The organism is Bradyrhizobium sp. SSBR45G, from assembly GCF_030159255.1.
Taxonomy (GTDB): Bacteria; Pseudomonadota; Alphaproteobacteria; order Rhizobiales; family Xanthobacteraceae; genus Bradyrhizobium.
The window spans coordinates 11,485-27,980 of record NZ_BSCT01000053.1; the positions used below are offsets into that span (position 1 = coordinate 11,485).

Here is a 16,496-nt window from a genome sequence, read left to right on the forward strand (position 1 = left end):
GCCTGGGCCCTGTCTTTCGAAAGACGCGCAATCGGTCGTCAACAGGAGAAGCCAATGAGCTCGCTTTCGGCCACGATCCAGAACGTCTTCAACGAGCCGGGTTGCGGCAAGAATGCCAACAAGTCCGAGGCCGAGCGCAAGAAGGGCTGCACCAAGCAGCTGCAGCCGGGCGGCGCCGCCGGCGGGTGCGCCTTCGACGGCGCCAAGGTCGCATTGCAGCCGCTGACCGACGTCGCGCATCTCGTGCACGGACCGATCGCCTGCGAAGGAAATTCCTGGGACAACCGCGGTGCAGCCTCGTCGGGCTCGCAGATCTGGCGCACCGGTTTCACCACCGACATCAACGAGACCGACGTCGTGTTCGGCGGCGAGAAGCGCCTGTACAAGGCGATCAAGGAAATCATCGAGAAATACGATCCGCCGGCGGTGTTCGTCTATCAGACCTGCGTGCCCGCCATGACCGGCGACGACATCAACGCGGTCTGCAAGGCGGCCTCGGCGAAGTTCGGCAAGCCTTGCATTCCGGTCAATTCGCCGGGTTTCGTCGGCCCGAAGAATCTGGGCAACAAGCTCGCCGGCGAGGCGCTGCTCGACCACGTCATCGGCACGGTCGAGCCGGAGGTCACCACGCCCTACGACCTCAACATCATCGGCGAATACAATCTGTCCGGCGAACTCTGGCAGGTGAAGCCGCTGTTCGACGAGCTCGGCATCCGCATCTCCGCCTGCATCTCCGGCGACGGCCGCTACAAGGACGTGGCGTCGTCGCACCGCGCCCGCGCGGCGATGATGGTGTGCTCCAAGGCGATGATCAACGTCGCCCGCAAGATGGAGGAGCGCTACGGCATCCCGTTCTTCGAGGGCTCGTTCTACGGCATCCAGGACTCCTCGGACTCGCTGCGCGAGATCGCGCGGCTGCTGGTCGAGCGCGGCGCGCCGGCCGATCTGCTCGACCACACCGAGGCGGTGATCGCGCGCGAGGAGGCCAAGGCCTGGGCGGCGATCGAGCCGTTCAAGAAGCGCCTGACCGGCAAGAAGGTGCTCTTGATCACCGGCGGCGTGAAGTCGTGGTCGGTGGTGGCGGCGCTGCAGGAAGCCGGCATGGAGCTCGTCGGCACGTCGGTGAAGAAATCCACCAAGGAGGACAAGGAGCGCATCAAGGAGCTGATGGGCCAGGACGCCCACATGATCGACGATATGGCGCCGCGCGAAATGTACAAGATGCTCAAGGACGCCAAGGCCGACATCATGCTCTCGGGCGGAAAGTCGCAGTTCGTGGCGCTGAAAGCCGCCATGCCCTGGCTCGACATCAACCAGGAGCGCTCGCACGCCTTCATGGGCTATATCGGCGTGGTCAAGCTGGTCGCCGAGATCGACAAGGCGATCTACAATCCGATGTGGGAGCAACTGCGCAAGCGCGCGCCGTGGGAGACCGCCAACAACAACTGGCAGTCGAGGGCGATCGCCCAGGCCAATGCGGAAGCCGCGGCGCTGGCTGCCGATCCGGTAGCCGCCGAAGCCGCGCGCCGGGCCAAGAAGATCTGCCATTGCAAGTCGGTCGATCTCGGCACCATCGAGGATGCCATCAAGACTCATGGCCTGAGCGACGTCGCCGGCGTTCGCACCCACACCAACGCGTCGGGCGGCTGCGGCGCCTGTGCCGGCCGGGTGGAGGACATCTTGGCGGCCCAGAAGGCGCCGGCCGAGCTGCTGCAGGCGGCGGAGTAGGGCGGCGCACATGGCCAAGGTCACGATTGGAAAGAAAGCCTGCGCGGTCAATCCGCTCAAGATGAGCCAGCCGATCGGCGGCTCGTTCGCCTTCCTCGGCCTGCGTGGCGCGATGCCGCTGCTGCACGGCTCGCAGGGCTGCACCTCGTTCGGCCTGACCCTGTTCGTGCGCCACTTCAAGGAAGCGGTGCCGATGCAGACGACGGCAATGAGCGAGGTCGCCACCGTGCTCGGCGGCTATGAGAATGTCGAGCAGGCGATCCTCAACATCTATAAGAAGCAGAAGCCGGAGATCATCGGCATCTGCTCGACGGGTGTCACCGAAACCAAGGGTGACGACGTCGACGGCTACATCCGGCTGATCCGCGAGAAGCATCCGGAGCTCGCGAATTATCCGCTGGTCTATGTCTCGACACCCGATTTCAAGGATGCGTTCCAGGACGGCTGGGACAAGACGGTCGCCAAGATGGTCGAGGTGCTCGTCGACAAGCCGACCTCGACGCGGCGCGATCCCGCCCGCGTCAACGTGCTGCCCGGCTGCCATCTGACGCCTGGCGACATCGAGGAGCTCAGGACGATCTTCGAGGATTTCGGTCTGGAGCCGTCGTTCCTGCCGGATATCGGCGGCTCGCTCGACGGCCATATCCCCGACGAGTTCACGCCGACCACGATCGGCGGCATCGGCCTGGAAGAGATCGCGACCATGGGCAGCGCGTCCTGGACGATCGCGATCGGCGCGCAGATGAAGCGCGCGGCGGAGGCCATGCAGGCCAGGACGGGCGTGCCGTACCGGCTGTTCGAGCGGCTCTGCGGTCTGCTGCCGAACGACGAATTCATGGCCTTCCTGAGCGAGATATCGGGACGTCCGGTGCCGGCGAAATATCGCCGCCAGCGCGGCCAGCTCGCGGACGCCATGCTCGATGCGCATTTTCACATCGGCGGCCGCAAGCTCGCCATCGGCGCCGAGCCGGACCTGCTGTTCGATGTCGCCAGCATGCTGCACGACATGGGCGCCGAGATCGCGGTCGCCGTCACGACCACCCAGTCGCCGGTGCTCGAGCGCATGCCGTGCGAGGAGGTGCTGATCGGCGATCTCGAAGATCTGGAGAATCTGGCCAAGGCGCGCGACTGCGGTCTGATGATGACGCATTCGCACGGCCGCCAGGCGGCCTCGCGGCTGAAGATCCCGTTCTACCGGATCGGCTTTCCGATGTTCGACCGGCTCGGCGCAGGACATCTGCTGACGGTCGGCTATCGCGGCACCCGCGACCTCATCTTCGCGCTGGCCAATCTCATCATCGCCGATCGCGAGGACAATCATCAGCCGACGCCGGACACCTGGCTCGATCCCTGGAAGGATTTCCAGCCGGAATCGCCGGACTCCGCCGTCGTGGCGCCACTGCATTGACGTGTCAGAAGAAAGGACCGACGACATGAAAGTCGCATTCGCTACCCAGGATCTGAAACGCGTCGACGCCCATTTCGGCTGGGCCAAGAACATCGCGATCTACGATGTCGACACCGCGGGGCACCGCTTTGTCGAGACCGTCGAGTTCGACGGCGATCTCAAGGAGGACGGCAACGAGGACAAGCTGGCGCCGAAGATCGAGGCCATCAAGGACTGCGCCATCCTCTATGTTGCGGCGATCGGCGGCTCCGGCGCCGCGCGCGTCGTCGCCAACAACATCCATCCGATGAAGGTCACCCAGCCCGAGGAGATCAACGATCTGCTCGGCAAGCTTCAGGCGGTGCTGGCGGGCACACCGCCGCCCTGGCTGCGCAAGGCGCTGGCCAAGGGCCAGGAACGTGTTCTCGATTTCGAAGAGTGAGGAAACCAACATGTCCGATACCGCGGTAGCAGTCGACACGGTGCCCGCCGAGCAGCGGCCCTTCGTCAAGGAACTGATCAAGGTCTGGCGCGCCCAGGACACCCATGGCGCGTGGGAGGGCAAGAAGGACATCGACCTGCTCGAGCCCTACATCCTGGACAAGGAGAAGCGGCGGGCCCTGCCGATCATCGGCGATCCCGATCCGGAGACGATCTGGCGGCTGGAGCTGTTCTTCAACGCGATCGCGCTGTCGATCGAGAAGGCCACCGGCGTGATGATCTCGCCGATGCTGAAGATGAGCCACGAGGGTTTTGGCCGCATGGTGCTGATCGGCGGCCGGCTGATCGTGGTCAACAAGCAGCTCCGCGACGTGCATCGCTTCGGCTTCGACAATCTCGGCAAGCTGGCCGACGAGGGCGACAAGTTCGTCAACGCCGGCGTCGAAATGATCGAGAAGTACAAAGACGTCGCAAATTACTAACGGCGAGGATGAGACAATGAGCGACCTGGACACCCTGAAGGCCGAGATCAAGAAGCTGTCGGCACGCGCCATGGATGCCAAGATGAACCTGCACGATTTGTCGGAGGAGCTGCCCATCAACTGGGACCAGATCCTGCCGACGGCGCAGAAGGCGCATGAGGCGTTCGCCGAGCTGGAGAAGAAGCGCGCCGAGCTGAAGAAGCTCGAGACCGCGTGATCCCATCGAAGGACCCGTCATCATGTCCAATTCAACCCGCGACGGCCGCGACTGGCGGCCGGACTATCTGGTCGCCATCAATCCCGAGAAATGTATCGGCTGCGGCCGGTGCTACAAGGTGTGCGGCCGCGAGGTGATGACCCTGAAGGGCATCAACGACGAGGGCGAGCTGGTCGAGCTCGACGACGACGAGGATGACGAGGTCGAAAAGAAGATCATGGTCATGCACGACACCGGGGCCTGCATCGGCTGCGGCGCCTGCGCCCGGGTCTGTCCGACCAACTGCCAGACGCACTCGCCGGCGGCCTGAGAATGTCGAGCGTGCTGTCATGGTGCGGATGGAAGCGAAATTCACGATCGGCCAGGTGACCCGGCACCGCGTCTACGATCTGCGCGGTGTCGTGTTCGACGTCGACCTGTCATTCTCCGAGGACGAGGGCTGGCGCGCCATCACCATGGACACCAGGCTCGACAAGGAGCAGCCGTTCTACTACCTGCTCGCGGAATGCGGCGACAGCAGCTACATCGCCTACGTGCCCGAACAGAACCTGGTGGCCGACGCCTCGGGCGAGCCAGTCAAGCATCCCGACATCGGCGAGCTGTTCGACGTCGATGACGAAGGCAGCTACCGCTACCGCGGGCGGATTTTTCAGTAGCTCTCACCGCCGGCCGTCATTGCGAGGAACCGAAGGCGACGAAGCAATCCAGAGTCCTCGCACCGCCCTGGATCGCGTCGCTGCGCTCGCGATGACGGAGACTTGTGTTGGCCACGATCTATCCGCTCGTCATTCCGGGGCGCGCGAAGCGCGAGCCCGGAATCCATAACCGCGAACGGCCATTGTCTTCTAAGAAGAGCGCCACAGGCATCTCACGCCTCATAACCGCCTGCGGCTATGGATTCCGGGCTCGCGCTTCGCGCGCCCCGGAATGACGGCCGATAGATGAGGGCCAGGCCGAAAGCCGGGACTTTTACTCGATCCCCTGTTCGCGCGCCTTCCACATCGCCGCGATCCGGAAGCGTTCGTTGATGGCGGCGGGGTTGGCGAGGATGTCGGCCTGGGCGGCGGCGAAGGCGCCCTCGACGATGGCGGCTTCGTCCTTGGTCAGCGTAATGCGCCCGGCCATGTGGGTGGCGTCGGGTGCGGCCTCCCAGATCTTGCGCCGGTTCGGATGCAGCTTGACCTCGACCAGCTCGAAGGCCTCGAGCTCACCCTCGAGACAGATCGCGAGCCCAATCACCTCGACCTTGCGGCCGTCCTGCGTGGTCTTGACCAGGGTCTTTGCCATGCTCGTACTCCCGTCGTTGCTGTCAGCTGGATCACGCCGCCGCTGCCGTATCGTCGAGCTGGCTCCATTCCGCCCAGGAGCCGTCATAGACGGCGGTGTTCGGAACACCCAACCGGTACAGCGCCAGCGCCAGCATGCAGGAGGTGATGCCGGAGGCGCAGGTGGTGACGATCGGCTTGCTGAGATCAATGCCGGCGGCGATGAAGCGCGCGGCGAGCGCGTCCGGCGGCAGGAGCACGCCGGTGTCGGGATCGACCAGATCGGCCCAGGGCAGGTTGATGGCGCCGGGAATGTGGCCCTGGCGCTTGAAGGCGAACACGTCGGGCTGCGTGCCGTCGAACTTGCCGGGGCCGCGCGCATCGATCAGCTGGCCACCGCTCTGCATTAGGTTCTGGACGCTGGCCGCGGTCGCGACCAAGCCGGCCTGGAAGCTCGCCGTGAAGCTCGCCGGCTCGGGGCGCACCGGCGTCATCTCGGCGGGCCGCTTCTCCTTGGTCCATTTGCCGAAGCCACCGTCGAGCAGCGCGACATTGTCATGCCCGAACACGCGGAACATCCACCACACCCGGCCCGCGGCCGAGCCGCCATAATGGCGGTCGTAGACGATGACGCGATCGGCGTTGCTGATGCCGAGCAGCCCGGCCTTGTGGGCGAAATCCTCCGCCGTCGGCAGCATGTGCGGCAGCGGATTCGTCTTGTCGGCGACCTGGTCGATGTCGAAATGCACCGAGCCCGGCAGGTGCCGGCCGCGATATTGGGTGCGGCCGTCGAGATTGGTGCTCGGATGATGCCAGGTGCAGTCGAGGATCTTGATGCCGGGATCGGTGAGGTGCTGCGCCAGCCATTCGGAGCTGACCAGGGCGCTCGATGTATCTGTGCTCATGCATGCGCTCGCGATTATCGTGAAGCCAACGGGATTGCTGACGCGCTGATGCGTCAGAGCGTCTTCGGCATCGGGTAGCCCGGGCGCGGACGGGTGTCGTAATATTCCGGACGCTCCGGCCAGCCGCCATCGGCGATGATCTTGAAGGTCGCGACGGTCACCGGCGCGCCGGGCGAGCACGACACTTCGGTGAACTTGATCTCGCGCTCGCCGGGGCCGGCTGAGAAATCGGCGACCGTGGTGCCGTCGGCCTTGCGGGCGCGCGCGAAGCCGGGCGTGCCGACGGTGGAGCCTGGGACGGACGCTGCGACGAAGTTCGGCTGCTCCAGGCCATCCTTGGCCGCGCCGAACGCGGGCGAGCCGAAGGTGAAGGTTGCGAGCACGCCGCTGCGATCGACCGGCTTGTCCGCGGTGGTCGGACGCGCCACCGAATAGACGGTCAGCGTGCCGCCATCCAGGGCCGCCTTGATGTCGTCGAGTGAGCTTTCGACGAAGTCCAGTGTCACGTTCATGTCGATCTCCTTACAAAGGCAGCGTTTGTAGGAGAAATTTTCAAGTTCTGTGCCAGTCTCTCGCAGCAGCGAAGATGGAGGGTGGAGTTGCGCGAATCTTGCAACGTGCCTCCGCAAGCGAGCCGACCGTCGCTCTCGATGTGCTGAAAGCGGCAATGTCGGACATGCGCCAGACATCGATGGAGCCCGACATGACGACCGACGTCGCCTACGCCATCTGCAGCTTCAACGACATCCCGAGCCGCCGCGCCATGGGCTTCCAGCTCATGATCGTCGCCGAGGACGGCAGCCACCGTCCCTGGCCGATCTTCGTGATCCGCTGGGGCAAGCAGGTGTTCGGCTATCTGAACAATTGCCCGCACGACAAGGTCAATCTCGACTGGGAGCGCAATCAGTTCCTGGACGGCAACGGCTTGCGCATCCTGTGCGGCAAGCACGGCTCGCTGTTCGAGATCGGCACCGGCGTCTGCGTCGACGGCCCGTGCAAGGGCGAAAGCCTCACGCCGGTGGCGCTGACCGTTCTCGATGGCGACATCTGCGTGACCGGTGTGACCCTGGTCGAGGATGATGAGGACGAGGAGGCCGAGACCGGCCTGCAGTGCGAGGAAGGCTGAGGCTGCGATTTCGCGCGAAGTCCCGGAGATGGATCCCGGGACTTCGCGTCGTGCTTCAAGATCAGCGTCAAAACATCGCGCCGGACGATGTCAGACCGGACGGTTCTCGTTGCGGTTCTTGACCGGCTCCATCTTGGCCAGCGCATCCGCGTAGGGAACGAGATCGTAGTTCTCGTTGAAGTCCCGGGCAGCGTCGAGCACGTAGTCGAGCTTGCCGGCCGTATCGAGCTTCTTGATGTCGTTCTTGTCGATCGACAGCAGCTCCAGCATCTCCTTCCAGACAGTGGATTCGTCGCAGGGCAGGACATAGAAGGTCACGTCGCCAATCTTGATGCGGTACTTCACCAGCAGGTCGATGTTGTTGCAGAACATGAAGTACTTGCCGTCGGGCTGCAGCAGATCCTTGAGCACCTCGACCGCCGTCTCGAGATAGGCCAGCGAATGGATGTAGCCGACGAGCACCGGGATGGTCGGCGCGCCGTCCTGCACGATCGTCAGCACCTGCTCGACCGAGAAGTCCGGCGGACGCTTCTCGTCGGCGACCTGGGTCTGGAATTTCAGCGCGATGTCGCCGCGGAAGCCGAACCGTCCGGGCTTCGTGGTCGGCGACTTCAGAACGGCGTTGAGCAGCCGCCCGTCCTTGTCGAGTTGCGCGAGCGCGGTGGTCTCGATCGCAACCGTTTTCTCCAGTGTGGTCATCAGCAATCCCCTCGCATGATCTCATGAGCCGTCTCGCCGCACGGCGAGGTCATGAGGTGCTGATGCAAATTGTCTGCCGTCTCACTCTTGCCGTTGTTTCGCTTGTGTTTTCGCCGTCGTGGGTCGTGCATTGTCGGGTTTGCGCCCAGCCAGGTGCGCCAGCCGTACGGCGTCGCGGCGGAAATCGTCCCTGTCAGAAATCCGACACGCGTCGGAAACGCCACAGGAGCGATCCAAAAAGCCGAGTGCTTTCAGCCCATTGCGGCATGGCACGGGACTTGCCAATCCCATTCGCAACAGCCGAATGGGAAAGGCGAGACGATGATGATCAACCTGACCGACAGCGCCATCAATGCGGTTCGCAACGCGATCACGACCTCCGACAAGCCGGTCGACGGCCTCAGGATCATGGTCGAAGCCGGCGGATGCGCCGGGCTCAAATACAACATGGGTCTCGTGAGCGGCAGCGAGGCGGAGGACACCGTGATCGAGCGCGAGGGCGTGCGCGTCCTCGTTGATCACAAGAGCCTCGAATATCTCGAGGGAACGACGATCGATTTCGTGATCGCGCTGGAAGGCTCCGGCTTCACCTTCGAGAATCCGAATGCCAAGTCCAGCTGTGGCTGCGGCAAGTCGTTTGCTTGAACCTCCTTCGCTTGATCAATCAACACGAGAGACCTGACATCATGCTGGCTGAAACCCAGGGCATCGTCGAAGCGCCGGCCCAGATGAGCGAGCGCGAGCGGATCATCCGGGCCGTGATCGAGGAGGTCCGTCCGAACCTCAAGCGCGACGGCGGCGATTGCGAGCTCGTCGAGATCGACGGCAACAAGATCATGGTCAAGCTCGCCGGCGCCTGCATCTTCTGCAAGCTCGCCAGCGCGACCCTGGAAGGCATCCAGGCCCGCATGATCGAGAAGCTCGGCGAGTTCGTCCGTCTCGTTCCGGTGGCCGGCGCACCCAAGGCGCGGCATTAAGGAGCGGCCTTGCGTCCGGTCTATCTCGACAACAACGCGACGACACGAGCTGATCCCGAAGTCGTCGCGGCGATGTTGCCGTTCTTCTCGGACCAGTTCGGCAATGCCTCGTCCTCGCATGCCTTCGGCAGCGAGGTGGCAGGTGCCGTCCGCCAGGCGCGCAAGAGCCTGCAGGCCCTGCTTGGGGCGGCCTTCGATCACGAAATCGTCTTCACGTCAGGCGGAACAGAATCCGACAACACCGCCATCCTGTCGGCGCTGGAGACGCAAGCCGGCCGTGATGAGATCGTCACCACGGCGGTGGAGCATCCCGCGATCCTGTCGCTGGTCGAATATCTCAGGGACAGACGCGGCCTCACGGTGCATCTGATCGGCGTCGACGCCGCCGGCCGGCTCGATCTCGATGCCTACACGCGCGCGCTCGGGCCGCGCACCGCGATCGCCTCGGTGATGTGGGCGAACAACGAGACCGGCAGGCTGTTTCCGATCCCCGAGCTCGCCAAGCTCGCGCATGACGCCGGTGCGCTGTTCCACACCGATGCCGTGCAGGCCGTCGGCAAGATCGCGATCGATTTGAAATCCGCCGGTGTCGACATGCTGTCGCTGTCCGGACACAAGCTGCACGGGCCAAAGGGTATCGGTGCGCTGTATGTCAGGAAAGGCACGCCGTTCGCGCCGCTCGTACGCGGCGGCCCGCAGGAGCGGCGCCGTCGCGGCGGCACCGAGAACGTTCCCGCGATCATCGGGCTCGGCAAGGCGGCCGAGCTTGCCGCAAGGCATCTCGCCGACGAGCAGGGCCGGGTGCGCGCGCTGCGCGACCGGCTGGAGCAGGGCATTTTCCAGGGCGTTGGCCATTGCGCCGTGCTCGGCGATACCGCCCAGCGGCTGCCGAACACGGCCAACATCGCCTTCCAGCATCTCGAGGGCGAGCCGATCGTGATGCGCCTGAACCAGGCCGGCATCGCCGCCTCGCTCGGCTCGGCCTGCGCGTCCGGCTCGATGGAGCCGTCGCATGTGCTGCGCGCGATGAACGTGCCGCCGGATCTCTTGCGCGGCGCTGTCCGGTTCTCGCTGTCGCGTGACACCACGGACGACGACATCTCGCGCGTGCTTGCCGTGCTGCCCGACATCGTCGGCCGGCTGCGCGAGACCTCGCCAGCGTGGCTGCAGCATCATCCTTCGCCATCGGCGGACGCCCTTCGCCCCACGGAGCTCACGCAATGAAAGTCATGATCCGCCGCTCGCCGGAAACCGGCCTGTCCATCTACGTCCCGAAGAAGGACCTGGAGGAGCCGATCGTCGAGACCGAGCACGAGACCCTGTGGGGCGGCTGGATCCGCATCGCCAATGGCTGGGTGCTCGAGCTGCCGCAGATGGCCGCCGATACGCGGCTGCCGATCACGATCAATGCGCGTAAGCGCGGTGGAGAAGGGGACGAGTGATGAACGCGCCACTCCCGCATATCGACATTATCAAGCAGGCCGATGCCGAGGCGCTGCTGAAGGACGTCGTCGCCAAGCTCCGGGCTGGCAAGGTCGTTCCGTTTCTCGGGCCTGCGGTGTCGGAACAGTCCGGCGCCGCCGTGCCGATGAATCCGGAAGCGCTGGCGGCGTTCTTCGGCACCAAGGTGGCGCTGCCGCGCCGGGCCAAAGGCAACGCCTGGGCGTCGGCGCAGCATATCGAGAGCACGCGCCATCGCTCCACGGTGACGGCGCTGATGGCCGAGGCGTTCGCCGCTCCCGTCGCGCCGACGCCGCTGCAGCAGCATCTGGCAACGCTGCCGCTGCCGATGATCGTCGACAGCTGGTATGACGGCGCGATGCGGACGGCGCTCGCCGGGCGCAGCGACTGGGGCGAGGTGCAGGGCATCACCCGCGCCGGCATCGGCGAGGATCGCTGGTACCGCTTCTACGACGCCGCGGGCGCCGAGAGCGATCGCGAGAAGGCGGGCGGCTGGACCACGCTGCTCTACAAGCCGCATGGCGGCATCACGCCGGCCAAGAACTTCCTGATCACCGACGCCGACTATGTCGAGGTCCTCACCGATATCGACATCCAGACGCCGATTCCCGACACCGTGAAGGATCGCCGCACCGACCGCAGCTTCCTGTTCATCGGCTGCCGCTTCAACGACCAGCTGCTGCGCACCTATGGCCGCCAGGTCATCAAGCGCTCCGGCACCGAGCATTATGTCCTGGTCGAGCCGGACACGCTGTCGAAGAACGAACTCAAATTCTTCATTGCCGAGCGGCTGACGCCGATCGCGATTCCGCTGGCGCGGGCCACCGAGATCATCATCGGCGGCTGAACGCGGTCGGTCACAATCACGAACAGCGCGGCCGCAAGCCGCGCTGTTTTGCTGCGCGTCGTCGCCTCGATCCCTGTCTGTAACGTTTCTAACAACGGATCAAACGAGAGGCTTTCGCATGTTGGCAAGGCGACAGCCGCAATGATTTTGCTAAGGCGTTGATAGTCCTTCGAAATGATCGTGTCCGCGGCGTGGCACGCGAGTTGCTGAACCCTAAGCCAAGGCGGTTTGCGGCTCGCCAGCAACGTTAAGGAGCGGACATGGACGCGTCAGTGCAGCACGAACAGGCGACGATACCGGACGGCGACAAGCTGAGCTCGGTGATGCAGACCATCGCAGAACACAAGGGCTGCGGCACCTCGGGCGGCAGCGGCAAGGCGAGCTGCGGCTCGGGCGCCGGCGAGAACGACCTGCCGCCGGAGATCTGGGAGAAGGTGAAGAACCATCCCTGCTACAGCGAAGAGGCGCATCATCACTACGCGCGCATGCACGTCGCCGTCGCGCCCGCGTGCAACATCCAGTGCAACTACTGCAACCGCAAATATGACTGCGCCAACGAGTCGCGTCCGGGCGTCGTCAGCGAGAAGCTCTCTCCGGAGCAGGCCGCCAAGAAGGTGCTCGCCGTCGCCTCGACCATTCCGCAGATGACCGTGCTGGGCATCGCCGGCCCCGGCGATCCGCTCGCCAACCCCGAGAAGACCTTCAAGACCTTCGAGCTGATCGCGCGCACCGCGCCCGACATCAAGCTGTGCCTGTCGACCAACGGCCTCGCGCTGCCCGACCATGTCGACACCATCGCCGGCTTCAACGTCGACCACGTCACGATCACCATCAACATGGTCGATCCCGAGATCGGCGCCAAGATCTATCCGTGGGTGTTCTGGAAGCACAAGCGCTACACCGGCGTGGAAGCCGCCAAGCTGCTGACCGATCGCCAGCTGCAGGGCCTGGAGATGCTGACCGAGCGCGGCATCCTCTGCAAGGTCAACTCGGTGATGATCCCGGGCGTCAACGACAAGCACCTCGTCGAGGTCAACAAGGCGGTGAAGTCGCGTGGCGCCTTCCTGCACAACATCATGCCGCTGATCTCCTCGCCGGAGCACGGTACCGTGTTCGGCCTGACCGGCCAGCGCGGCCCGACCGCGCAGGAATTGAAGGCCCTGCAGGACGAGTGCGAAGGCGAGATGAACATGATGCGGCATTGCCGCCAGTGCCGCGCCGACGCTGTCGGCCTGCTCGGCGAGGACCGCTCCGCCGAGTTCACAACCGATAAGATCATGGCGATGGAGGTGAACTACGACATCGACAGCCGCAAGGCCTATCAGGAAGCGGTCGAGAGCGAGCGCGTCGCCAAGGTCGTCGCCCGGCAGGAGGAGCTTGCCTCGCTCGCCGGCCAGTCCAGCGACATCAAGCTGCTGGTCGCGGTCGCGACCAAGGGCTCGGGCCTGATCAACGAGCATTTCGGCCACGCCAAGGAGTTCCAGGTCTACGAGCTCTCCACGGCGGGCGCGAAGTTCGTCGGTCACCGCCGCGTCGACCTGTACTGCCAGGGCGGCTACGGCGACGAGGACAGCCTGGAGACCGTGATCCGCGCCATCAACGATTGCCATGCGGTGTTCGTGGCCAAGATCGGCGGCTGCCCGAAGAGCGACCTGCAGGCCGCCGGCATCGAGCCGGTCGATCAGTTCGCCCATGAGTTCATCGAGAAATCGGCGATCGCCTGGTTCAAGAGCTATCTCGACAAGGTCAACAGCGGCGAAATCCAGCACGTCGCGCGCGGCGACGCCGAGATCCGCCAGGGCGCTCTGACCTCGGCGGCGTGACATCCGATCCCGGCGGCGCTCCGGCGTCGCCGGTCCCTTTCGACAGGAGCGTTTCATGACTTTGAAGATCATTGCCTCGCAGTGCACGAGCTGCTCGGCCTGCGAGCCCGAATGTCCGAACGTGGCGATCTCCGAGAAGAACGGCACCTTCGTGATCGACCCCAAGAAGTGCACCGAGTGTCTCGGCCACTTCGACGAGCCGCAATGCGCGGCGGTCTGCCCGGTCGACAACACCTGCGTCATCGACAATTCGTATCCCCGCTATCAGCCGCCGGCCTGAGGAGACCCCGATGAACTTCACTCTCACGCCAGCCGCGCAGAAGTTCATGCGCATGATGCTGCGGGCCGACGGCGGCGCCGGCTCGGGCTTCCGCCTCGCGGTCTCGCCCGGCGGCTGTTCCGGTCTTGCCGCCGACATCAGCGTGCTCGCCACGCCGCAGCCCGGCGATGCCGTGGTCGAGCGCGACGGCGTCAAGCTGTTCCTGCCGGCTGAGAGCAGGCTGCTGCTCGACGGCGTCACCATCGACTTCGCCGATACCGCGACCCAGACCGGACTCGTGTTCCACGACCCGAAGCAGGTCTCGTGCTCGACCCATGCCCTGAAGGCCCTGGAGCATTAGGACAGCACCATGCCCACCGATGCCCGGCCCAGCTCCCAGACTGCCATCGAGGACGCGCTGCTTGCGGATGCGCTGCTCGGTGGCGGCCTGCCCGAGGAGGCCGAGCATCATCTCTGGCTGGCCGGCCAGAGCTATCAGGTCGATGATGTCGCCGAGACGCATCTGAAACAGGCGGAGGCGCTGGCGCCTGATCATGCGGCGGTCCTGATCGGCTTCTACCGCTTCTATTTCTACAAGGGGCGGCTGAACGACGCGTTGCGGATCGCCAAGCGCTGCCTCGCCAAGGCCGCGGTCGAAAATCATCTGCCGCCGCACTGGCGCGATGTCCGCCCGGAGCATGCCGAGTTCGGCAGCTTCGACCACATGCTGCCGCGCTTCTTCATGTTCACCTTGAAGGGCTACGCGTACTTGCAGATGCGGCTCGGCAACCTCGTCGAGGGGCGGCTTGCGGTGCAGAAGCTGCTCGACCTTGATCCTAGCGACAAGATCGGGGCGCGGGTCCTGCTCGAGGTGGTCGACCGGGTGGAGCTCGACGATGAGTGACGACATCGACGAAGCCATCGACTGGCAGGGCAAAGAGATCAGCTGCGTGGGCTGCGCCCACGAGCAGCTCAGCGCTGCCGGCGGCTGCAAGATCCGTCACGCCTGCGTGCATGACCGCTACGCCCGGCGCATCGACCGCTTCTTCAACTGGAACCCGGCGCTCGCCAACGACTACGTCAAGCATCCGCATTTCGAGGTCCGCGCGATCGCGGCCAAGCATGCCAGCCCGTTCTATCTGCCACCGCTGCTCGACGATCCCGAGGAGACAGTGCGGTGGAATGCGGCGCGGCGGTTGCCGAAGCGGCTGGTGCTACGGCTGCGCCACGATCCGCATCGCGAGGTGCGCATCCGCATCGCGACCGTGCTCGATCCGGAAGACCTGATGCCGATGATGATGGACGACGACTATTACGTCCGCCTCGTCGTCGCGCGCCGGATCGTGCCCTCGGTGCTAGGCAGGATGATGGGGGACCCGGAGGCCGAGGTCCGCCGCGTCGTTGCCCGGCGCATCCCGAGTGACTGGCTGCTCGGCATGATCAGCGACCCCGATGCGCGGGTGCGGCTGGAGATCGCCGAGCGCTTGGCGCCGGACCTCCTGACGGCCATGCGCAAGGATGCCGACTGGCGCGTGCGTCATGAAGTTGCGAGCCGGATCCCGCTTGGCGAGCTCGCCGAGCTCGCGCGCGACGAGGATCCGCTGGTGCAGGAGATGGCGCGCGGCCGGCTCGAGAACCGTTCTGGAGCTGTGATGGAGAAACCGGCATGAGCAACATCGTTCGTGACAGCGAGGTCGTCGAGCTGTCGGCGCCGCCGTACTTCACCTTCGGCGAGAAGGTCAAGGCGAAGCGCACGATTCGCAACGACGGCACCTATGCGGGCAAGGAGATCGGCGAGATTCTCGCGAAGAAGGGCGAGATCGGCTACGTCGTCTCGATCGGAACCTTCCTGCAGCAATTCTACATCTACGGCGTCGAGTTTCTCGAAAGCGGAAATCGCGTCGGCATGAAACGCAAGGAGCTCGAATCCACCGTTCCCCGCGGGGAGGCCGAGGACGAGCTGCCGCTGCCGGGAGCCTATAGATCATGATCGAGCCGCGCCTGCCGAAATACCAATGGGGTCAGCGCGTGAAGGCGCTGATCGATCTCGTCAACGACGGCTCGTTTCCGAATGCGCCGGCCGAGGCCAAGCTCGTCGGCGTCGGCGACATGGGCGAGATCGTCCAGGTCGGCACGCATACGGAAGCAAACATGCCGATCTATCTCGTCGAGTTCGGCGAGAAGCTCGTCGTGGGCTGCCTGGAAGAGGAGATCGTCCCGGTTTGAGGGGCGATGATCAGCCATGGCGGCAACCGCGCGTCAGCCCAGCTTCGTCCTTCCTGCGCATCCCAATGAGCTAGATCGCAAGCGGATCGAGCGCGCGCTGAAGTCGCGCAAGCGCTACCGCTATGTCGAGCCGACGGTATCGCCGGTCGATGATGGCTATCACGTCCAGAGTCCGTGCTGCTCGCGCAACATCGACAAGGACGGCGGGGTGATCGACGTGGCGCTGCTGCGGCATGACCCTGCGAAGACAATGTGGAAGCTGTTCTGGAGAGATCACGCGAAGGGGATCTGGGAGCTGCACAGCGTGCACCAGCGGTTGACCGCGGCGGTCGACGAGCTGAACGCCGATCCCGAGCGGATATTCTGGCAGTAGAGAAGAGGACGGGCGACATGGCACTTGCCGAGCAGGAACTGGATGAGATCGAGCAGGTCCTCAACGGACCCGATGCTGGCAGTGCGGCGTTCGGCGAATTGCGTCGTCGCTTTCCCAAGCTCGTTCTGACGCGGTGCGATGCCTCCGATGTCACCGAGGCGCCGTTCCGCAGCTATCCGGCGTTCGACCTGCATCTGCTCGATGCCAGCGAGCATTGCGCCGGGGTGACCGACGATCCCGCCAAGGCCACCGGCCTGATCCTGGCCAAACGGAGCTGATC

General features: G+C 64.8%; 26 protein-coding genes. 22 read left to right on the forward strand and 4 right to left on the reverse strand.

The annotated features are described in order from the left end of the window. Window positions 1–54 precede the first annotated feature (54 nt). Genes nifE through hspQ form a run of 7 tightly spaced genes read left to right on the forward strand, consistent with a single transcriptional unit; the run spans window position 55 to window position 4,911 of the window. Window positions 55–1,728: a nitrogenase iron-molybdenum cofactor biosynthesis protein NifE gene (gene nifE, locus QQL87_RS34695; RefSeq protein ID WP_284423595.1), complete on the forward strand. Its 1,674-nt coding sequence runs from the start codon at window positions 55–57 to the stop codon at window positions 1,726–1,728. 10 nt (window positions 1,729–1,738) lie between these two features. Further along, on the forward strand, window positions 1,739–3,136 hold the full coding sequence (gene nifN, locus QQL87_RS34700) for a nitrogenase iron-molybdenum cofactor biosynthesis protein NifN (protein WP_284423596.1): 1,398 nt from the start codon (window positions 1,739–1,741) through the stop codon (window positions 3,134–3,136). Window positions 3,137–3,161: 25 nt separating this feature from the next. Then, the gene (gene nifX, locus QQL87_RS34705; protein ID WP_284423597.1) at window positions 3,162–3,557 is read left to right on the forward strand and encodes a nitrogen fixation protein NifX; all 396 of its coding nucleotides are present in this window, start codon (window positions 3,162–3,164) and stop codon (window positions 3,555–3,557) included. A 10-nt stretch (window positions 3,558–3,567) separates the two neighbouring features. Continuing rightward, entirely contained in the window at window positions 3,568–4,038 is a 471-nt protein-coding gene (locus QQL87_RS34710) for a NifX-associated nitrogen fixation protein (RefSeq protein WP_284423598.1), read from the forward strand. A gap of 16 nt (window positions 4,039–4,054) precedes the next feature. Next, a complete protein-coding gene (locus QQL87_RS34715; RefSeq protein WP_012045814.1) occupies window positions 4,055–4,255 on the forward strand; it encodes a CCE_0567 family metalloprotein in 201 nt (66 codons plus the stop codon). Window positions 4,256–4,277: 22 nt separating this feature from the next. Then, window positions 4,278–4,565 carry a ferredoxin III, nif-specific gene (gene fdxB, locus QQL87_RS34720; protein WP_284423599.1) on the forward strand — a complete coding sequence of 96 codons (288 nt, stop codon included), beginning with the start codon at window positions 4,278–4,280 and terminating at the stop codon, window positions 4,563–4,565. Between the two features lie 19 nt (window positions 4,566–4,584). Continuing rightward, window positions 4,585–4,911, forward strand: a complete 327-nt coding sequence (gene hspQ / locus QQL87_RS34725; RefSeq protein ID WP_284423600.1) for a heat shock protein HspQ — start codon at window positions 4,585–4,587, stop codon at window positions 4,909–4,911. 313 nt (window positions 4,912–5,224) lie between these two features. Here hspQ and QQL87_RS34730 read toward each other — a convergent pair whose 3' ends face one another. The 3 genes from QQL87_RS34730 to QQL87_RS34740 are packed head-to-tail and all read right to left on the reverse strand — an operon-like array spanning window position 5,225 to window position 6,937. Then, window positions 5,225–5,542 carry a hypothetical protein gene (locus QQL87_RS34730; protein ID WP_284423601.1) on the reverse strand — a complete coding sequence of 106 codons (318 nt, stop codon included), beginning with the start codon at window positions 5,540–5,542 and terminating at the stop codon, window positions 5,225–5,227. Between the two features lie 31 nt (window positions 5,543–5,573). Further along, entirely contained in the window at window positions 5,574–6,425 is an 852-nt protein-coding gene (locus QQL87_RS34735; RefSeq protein ID WP_284423602.1) for a sulfurtransferase, read from the reverse strand. Window positions 6,426–6,478: 53 nt separating this feature from the next. After that, window positions 6,479–6,937: a hypothetical protein gene (locus QQL87_RS34740; protein WP_284423603.1), complete on the reverse strand. Its 459-nt coding sequence runs from the start codon at window positions 6,935–6,937 to the stop codon at window positions 6,479–6,481. Between the two features lie 191 nt (window positions 6,938–7,128). On the opposite strand from QQL87_RS34740, the gene QQL87_RS34745 reads away from it, so the two are divergent. After that, window positions 7,129–7,551 (forward strand): Rieske (2Fe-2S) protein, encoded by a 423-nt coding sequence (locus QQL87_RS34745; RefSeq protein ID WP_284423604.1) that lies wholly within the window; start codon window positions 7,129–7,131, stop codon window positions 7,549–7,551. A 90-nt stretch (window positions 7,552–7,641) separates the two neighbouring features. Here QQL87_RS34745 and QQL87_RS34750 read toward each other — a convergent pair whose 3' ends face one another. Then, window positions 7,642–8,250, reverse strand: coding sequence for a hypothetical protein (locus QQL87_RS34750; RefSeq protein WP_284423605.1), 609 nt, complete (start codon window positions 8,248–8,250; stop codon window positions 7,642–7,644). Window positions 8,251–8,574: 324 nt separating this feature from the next. Here QQL87_RS34750 and QQL87_RS34755 point away from each other — a divergent pair, with 324 nt between their 5' ends. The 14 genes from QQL87_RS34755 to QQL87_RS34820 all read left to right on the forward strand — a co-directional run bounded on the left by QQL87_RS34755 (window position 8,575) and on the right by QQL87_RS34820 (window position 16,494). Beyond that, on the forward strand, window positions 8,575–8,895 hold the full coding sequence (locus tag QQL87_RS34755; RefSeq protein ID WP_015665411.1) for a HesB/IscA family protein: 321 nt from the start codon (window positions 8,575–8,577) through the stop codon (window positions 8,893–8,895). Between the two features lie 41 nt (window positions 8,896–8,936). Then, window positions 8,937–9,227, forward strand: a complete 291-nt coding sequence (locus QQL87_RS34760) for a NifU family protein (protein WP_284423606.1) — start codon at window positions 8,937–8,939, stop codon at window positions 9,225–9,227. Window positions 9,228–9,236: 9 nt separating this feature from the next. Continuing rightward, window positions 9,237–10,451: a cysteine desulfurase NifS gene (nifS, locus tag QQL87_RS34765; protein ID WP_284423607.1), complete on the forward strand. Its 1,215-nt coding sequence runs from the start codon at window positions 9,237–9,239 to the stop codon at window positions 10,449–10,451. Then, the gene (nifT, locus tag QQL87_RS34770) at window positions 10,448–10,669 is read left to right on the forward strand and encodes a putative nitrogen fixation protein NifT (protein ID WP_012029022.1); all 222 of its coding nucleotides are present in this window, start codon (window positions 10,448–10,450) and stop codon (window positions 10,667–10,669) included. The genes nifS and nifT overlap by 4 nt, the downstream gene beginning before the upstream one ends. Then, window positions 10,669–11,535, forward strand: coding sequence for an SIR2 family NAD-dependent protein deacylase (locus QQL87_RS34775; protein ID WP_284423608.1), 867 nt, complete (start codon window positions 10,669–10,671; stop codon window positions 11,533–11,535). The genes nifT and QQL87_RS34775 overlap by 1 nt, the downstream gene beginning before the upstream one ends. Window positions 11,536–11,795: 260 nt before the next feature. Further along, on the forward strand, window positions 11,796–13,358 hold the full coding sequence (gene nifB, locus QQL87_RS34780) for a nitrogenase cofactor biosynthesis protein NifB (protein WP_284423609.1): 1,563 nt from the start codon (window positions 11,796–11,798) through the stop codon (window positions 13,356–13,358). 55 nt (window positions 13,359–13,413) lie between these two features. Further along, window positions 13,414–13,638 carry a 4Fe-4S binding protein gene (locus QQL87_RS34785; protein ID WP_172134713.1) on the forward strand — a complete coding sequence of 75 codons (225 nt, stop codon included), beginning with the start codon at window positions 13,414–13,416 and terminating at the stop codon, window positions 13,636–13,638. A gap of 10 nt (window positions 13,639–13,648) precedes the next feature. Beyond that, window positions 13,649–13,978: a HesB/IscA family protein gene (locus tag QQL87_RS34790; RefSeq protein WP_284423610.1), complete on the forward strand. Its 330-nt coding sequence runs from the start codon at window positions 13,649–13,651 to the stop codon at window positions 13,976–13,978. Between the two features lie 9 nt (window positions 13,979–13,987). Next, window positions 13,988–14,521: a hypothetical protein gene (locus QQL87_RS34795; RefSeq protein ID WP_284423611.1), complete on the forward strand. Its 534-nt coding sequence runs from the start codon at window positions 13,988–13,990 to the stop codon at window positions 14,519–14,521. Beyond that, window positions 14,514–15,287: a 4Fe4S-binding leucine-rich repeat protein gene (locus QQL87_RS34800; protein WP_284423612.1), complete on the forward strand. Its 774-nt coding sequence runs from the start codon at window positions 14,514–14,516 to the stop codon at window positions 15,285–15,287. Before QQL87_RS34795 ends, QQL87_RS34800 begins: the two co-directional genes overlap by 8 nt. After that, window positions 15,284–15,607, forward strand: coding sequence for a nitrogen fixation protein NifZ (locus tag QQL87_RS34805; RefSeq protein ID WP_009032133.1), 324 nt, complete (start codon window positions 15,284–15,286; stop codon window positions 15,605–15,607). Before QQL87_RS34800 ends, QQL87_RS34805 begins: the two co-directional genes overlap by 4 nt. After that, on the forward strand, window positions 15,604–15,843 hold the full coding sequence (locus tag QQL87_RS34810) for a nitrogen fixation protein NifZ (protein ID WP_284423613.1): 240 nt from the start codon (window positions 15,604–15,606) through the stop codon (window positions 15,841–15,843). Before QQL87_RS34805 ends, QQL87_RS34810 begins: the two co-directional genes overlap by 4 nt. A 16-nt stretch (window positions 15,844–15,859) precedes the next feature. Next, on the forward strand, window positions 15,860–16,216 hold the full coding sequence (locus QQL87_RS34815; protein WP_284423614.1) for a DUF3024 domain-containing protein: 357 nt from the start codon (window positions 15,860–15,862) through the stop codon (window positions 16,214–16,216). 17 nt (window positions 16,217–16,233) lie between these two features. Next, window positions 16,234–16,494, forward strand: coding sequence for a DUF6129 family protein (locus QQL87_RS34820; protein WP_284423615.1), 261 nt, complete (start codon window positions 16,234–16,236; stop codon window positions 16,492–16,494). Window positions 16,495–16,496 lie beyond the last annotated feature (2 nt).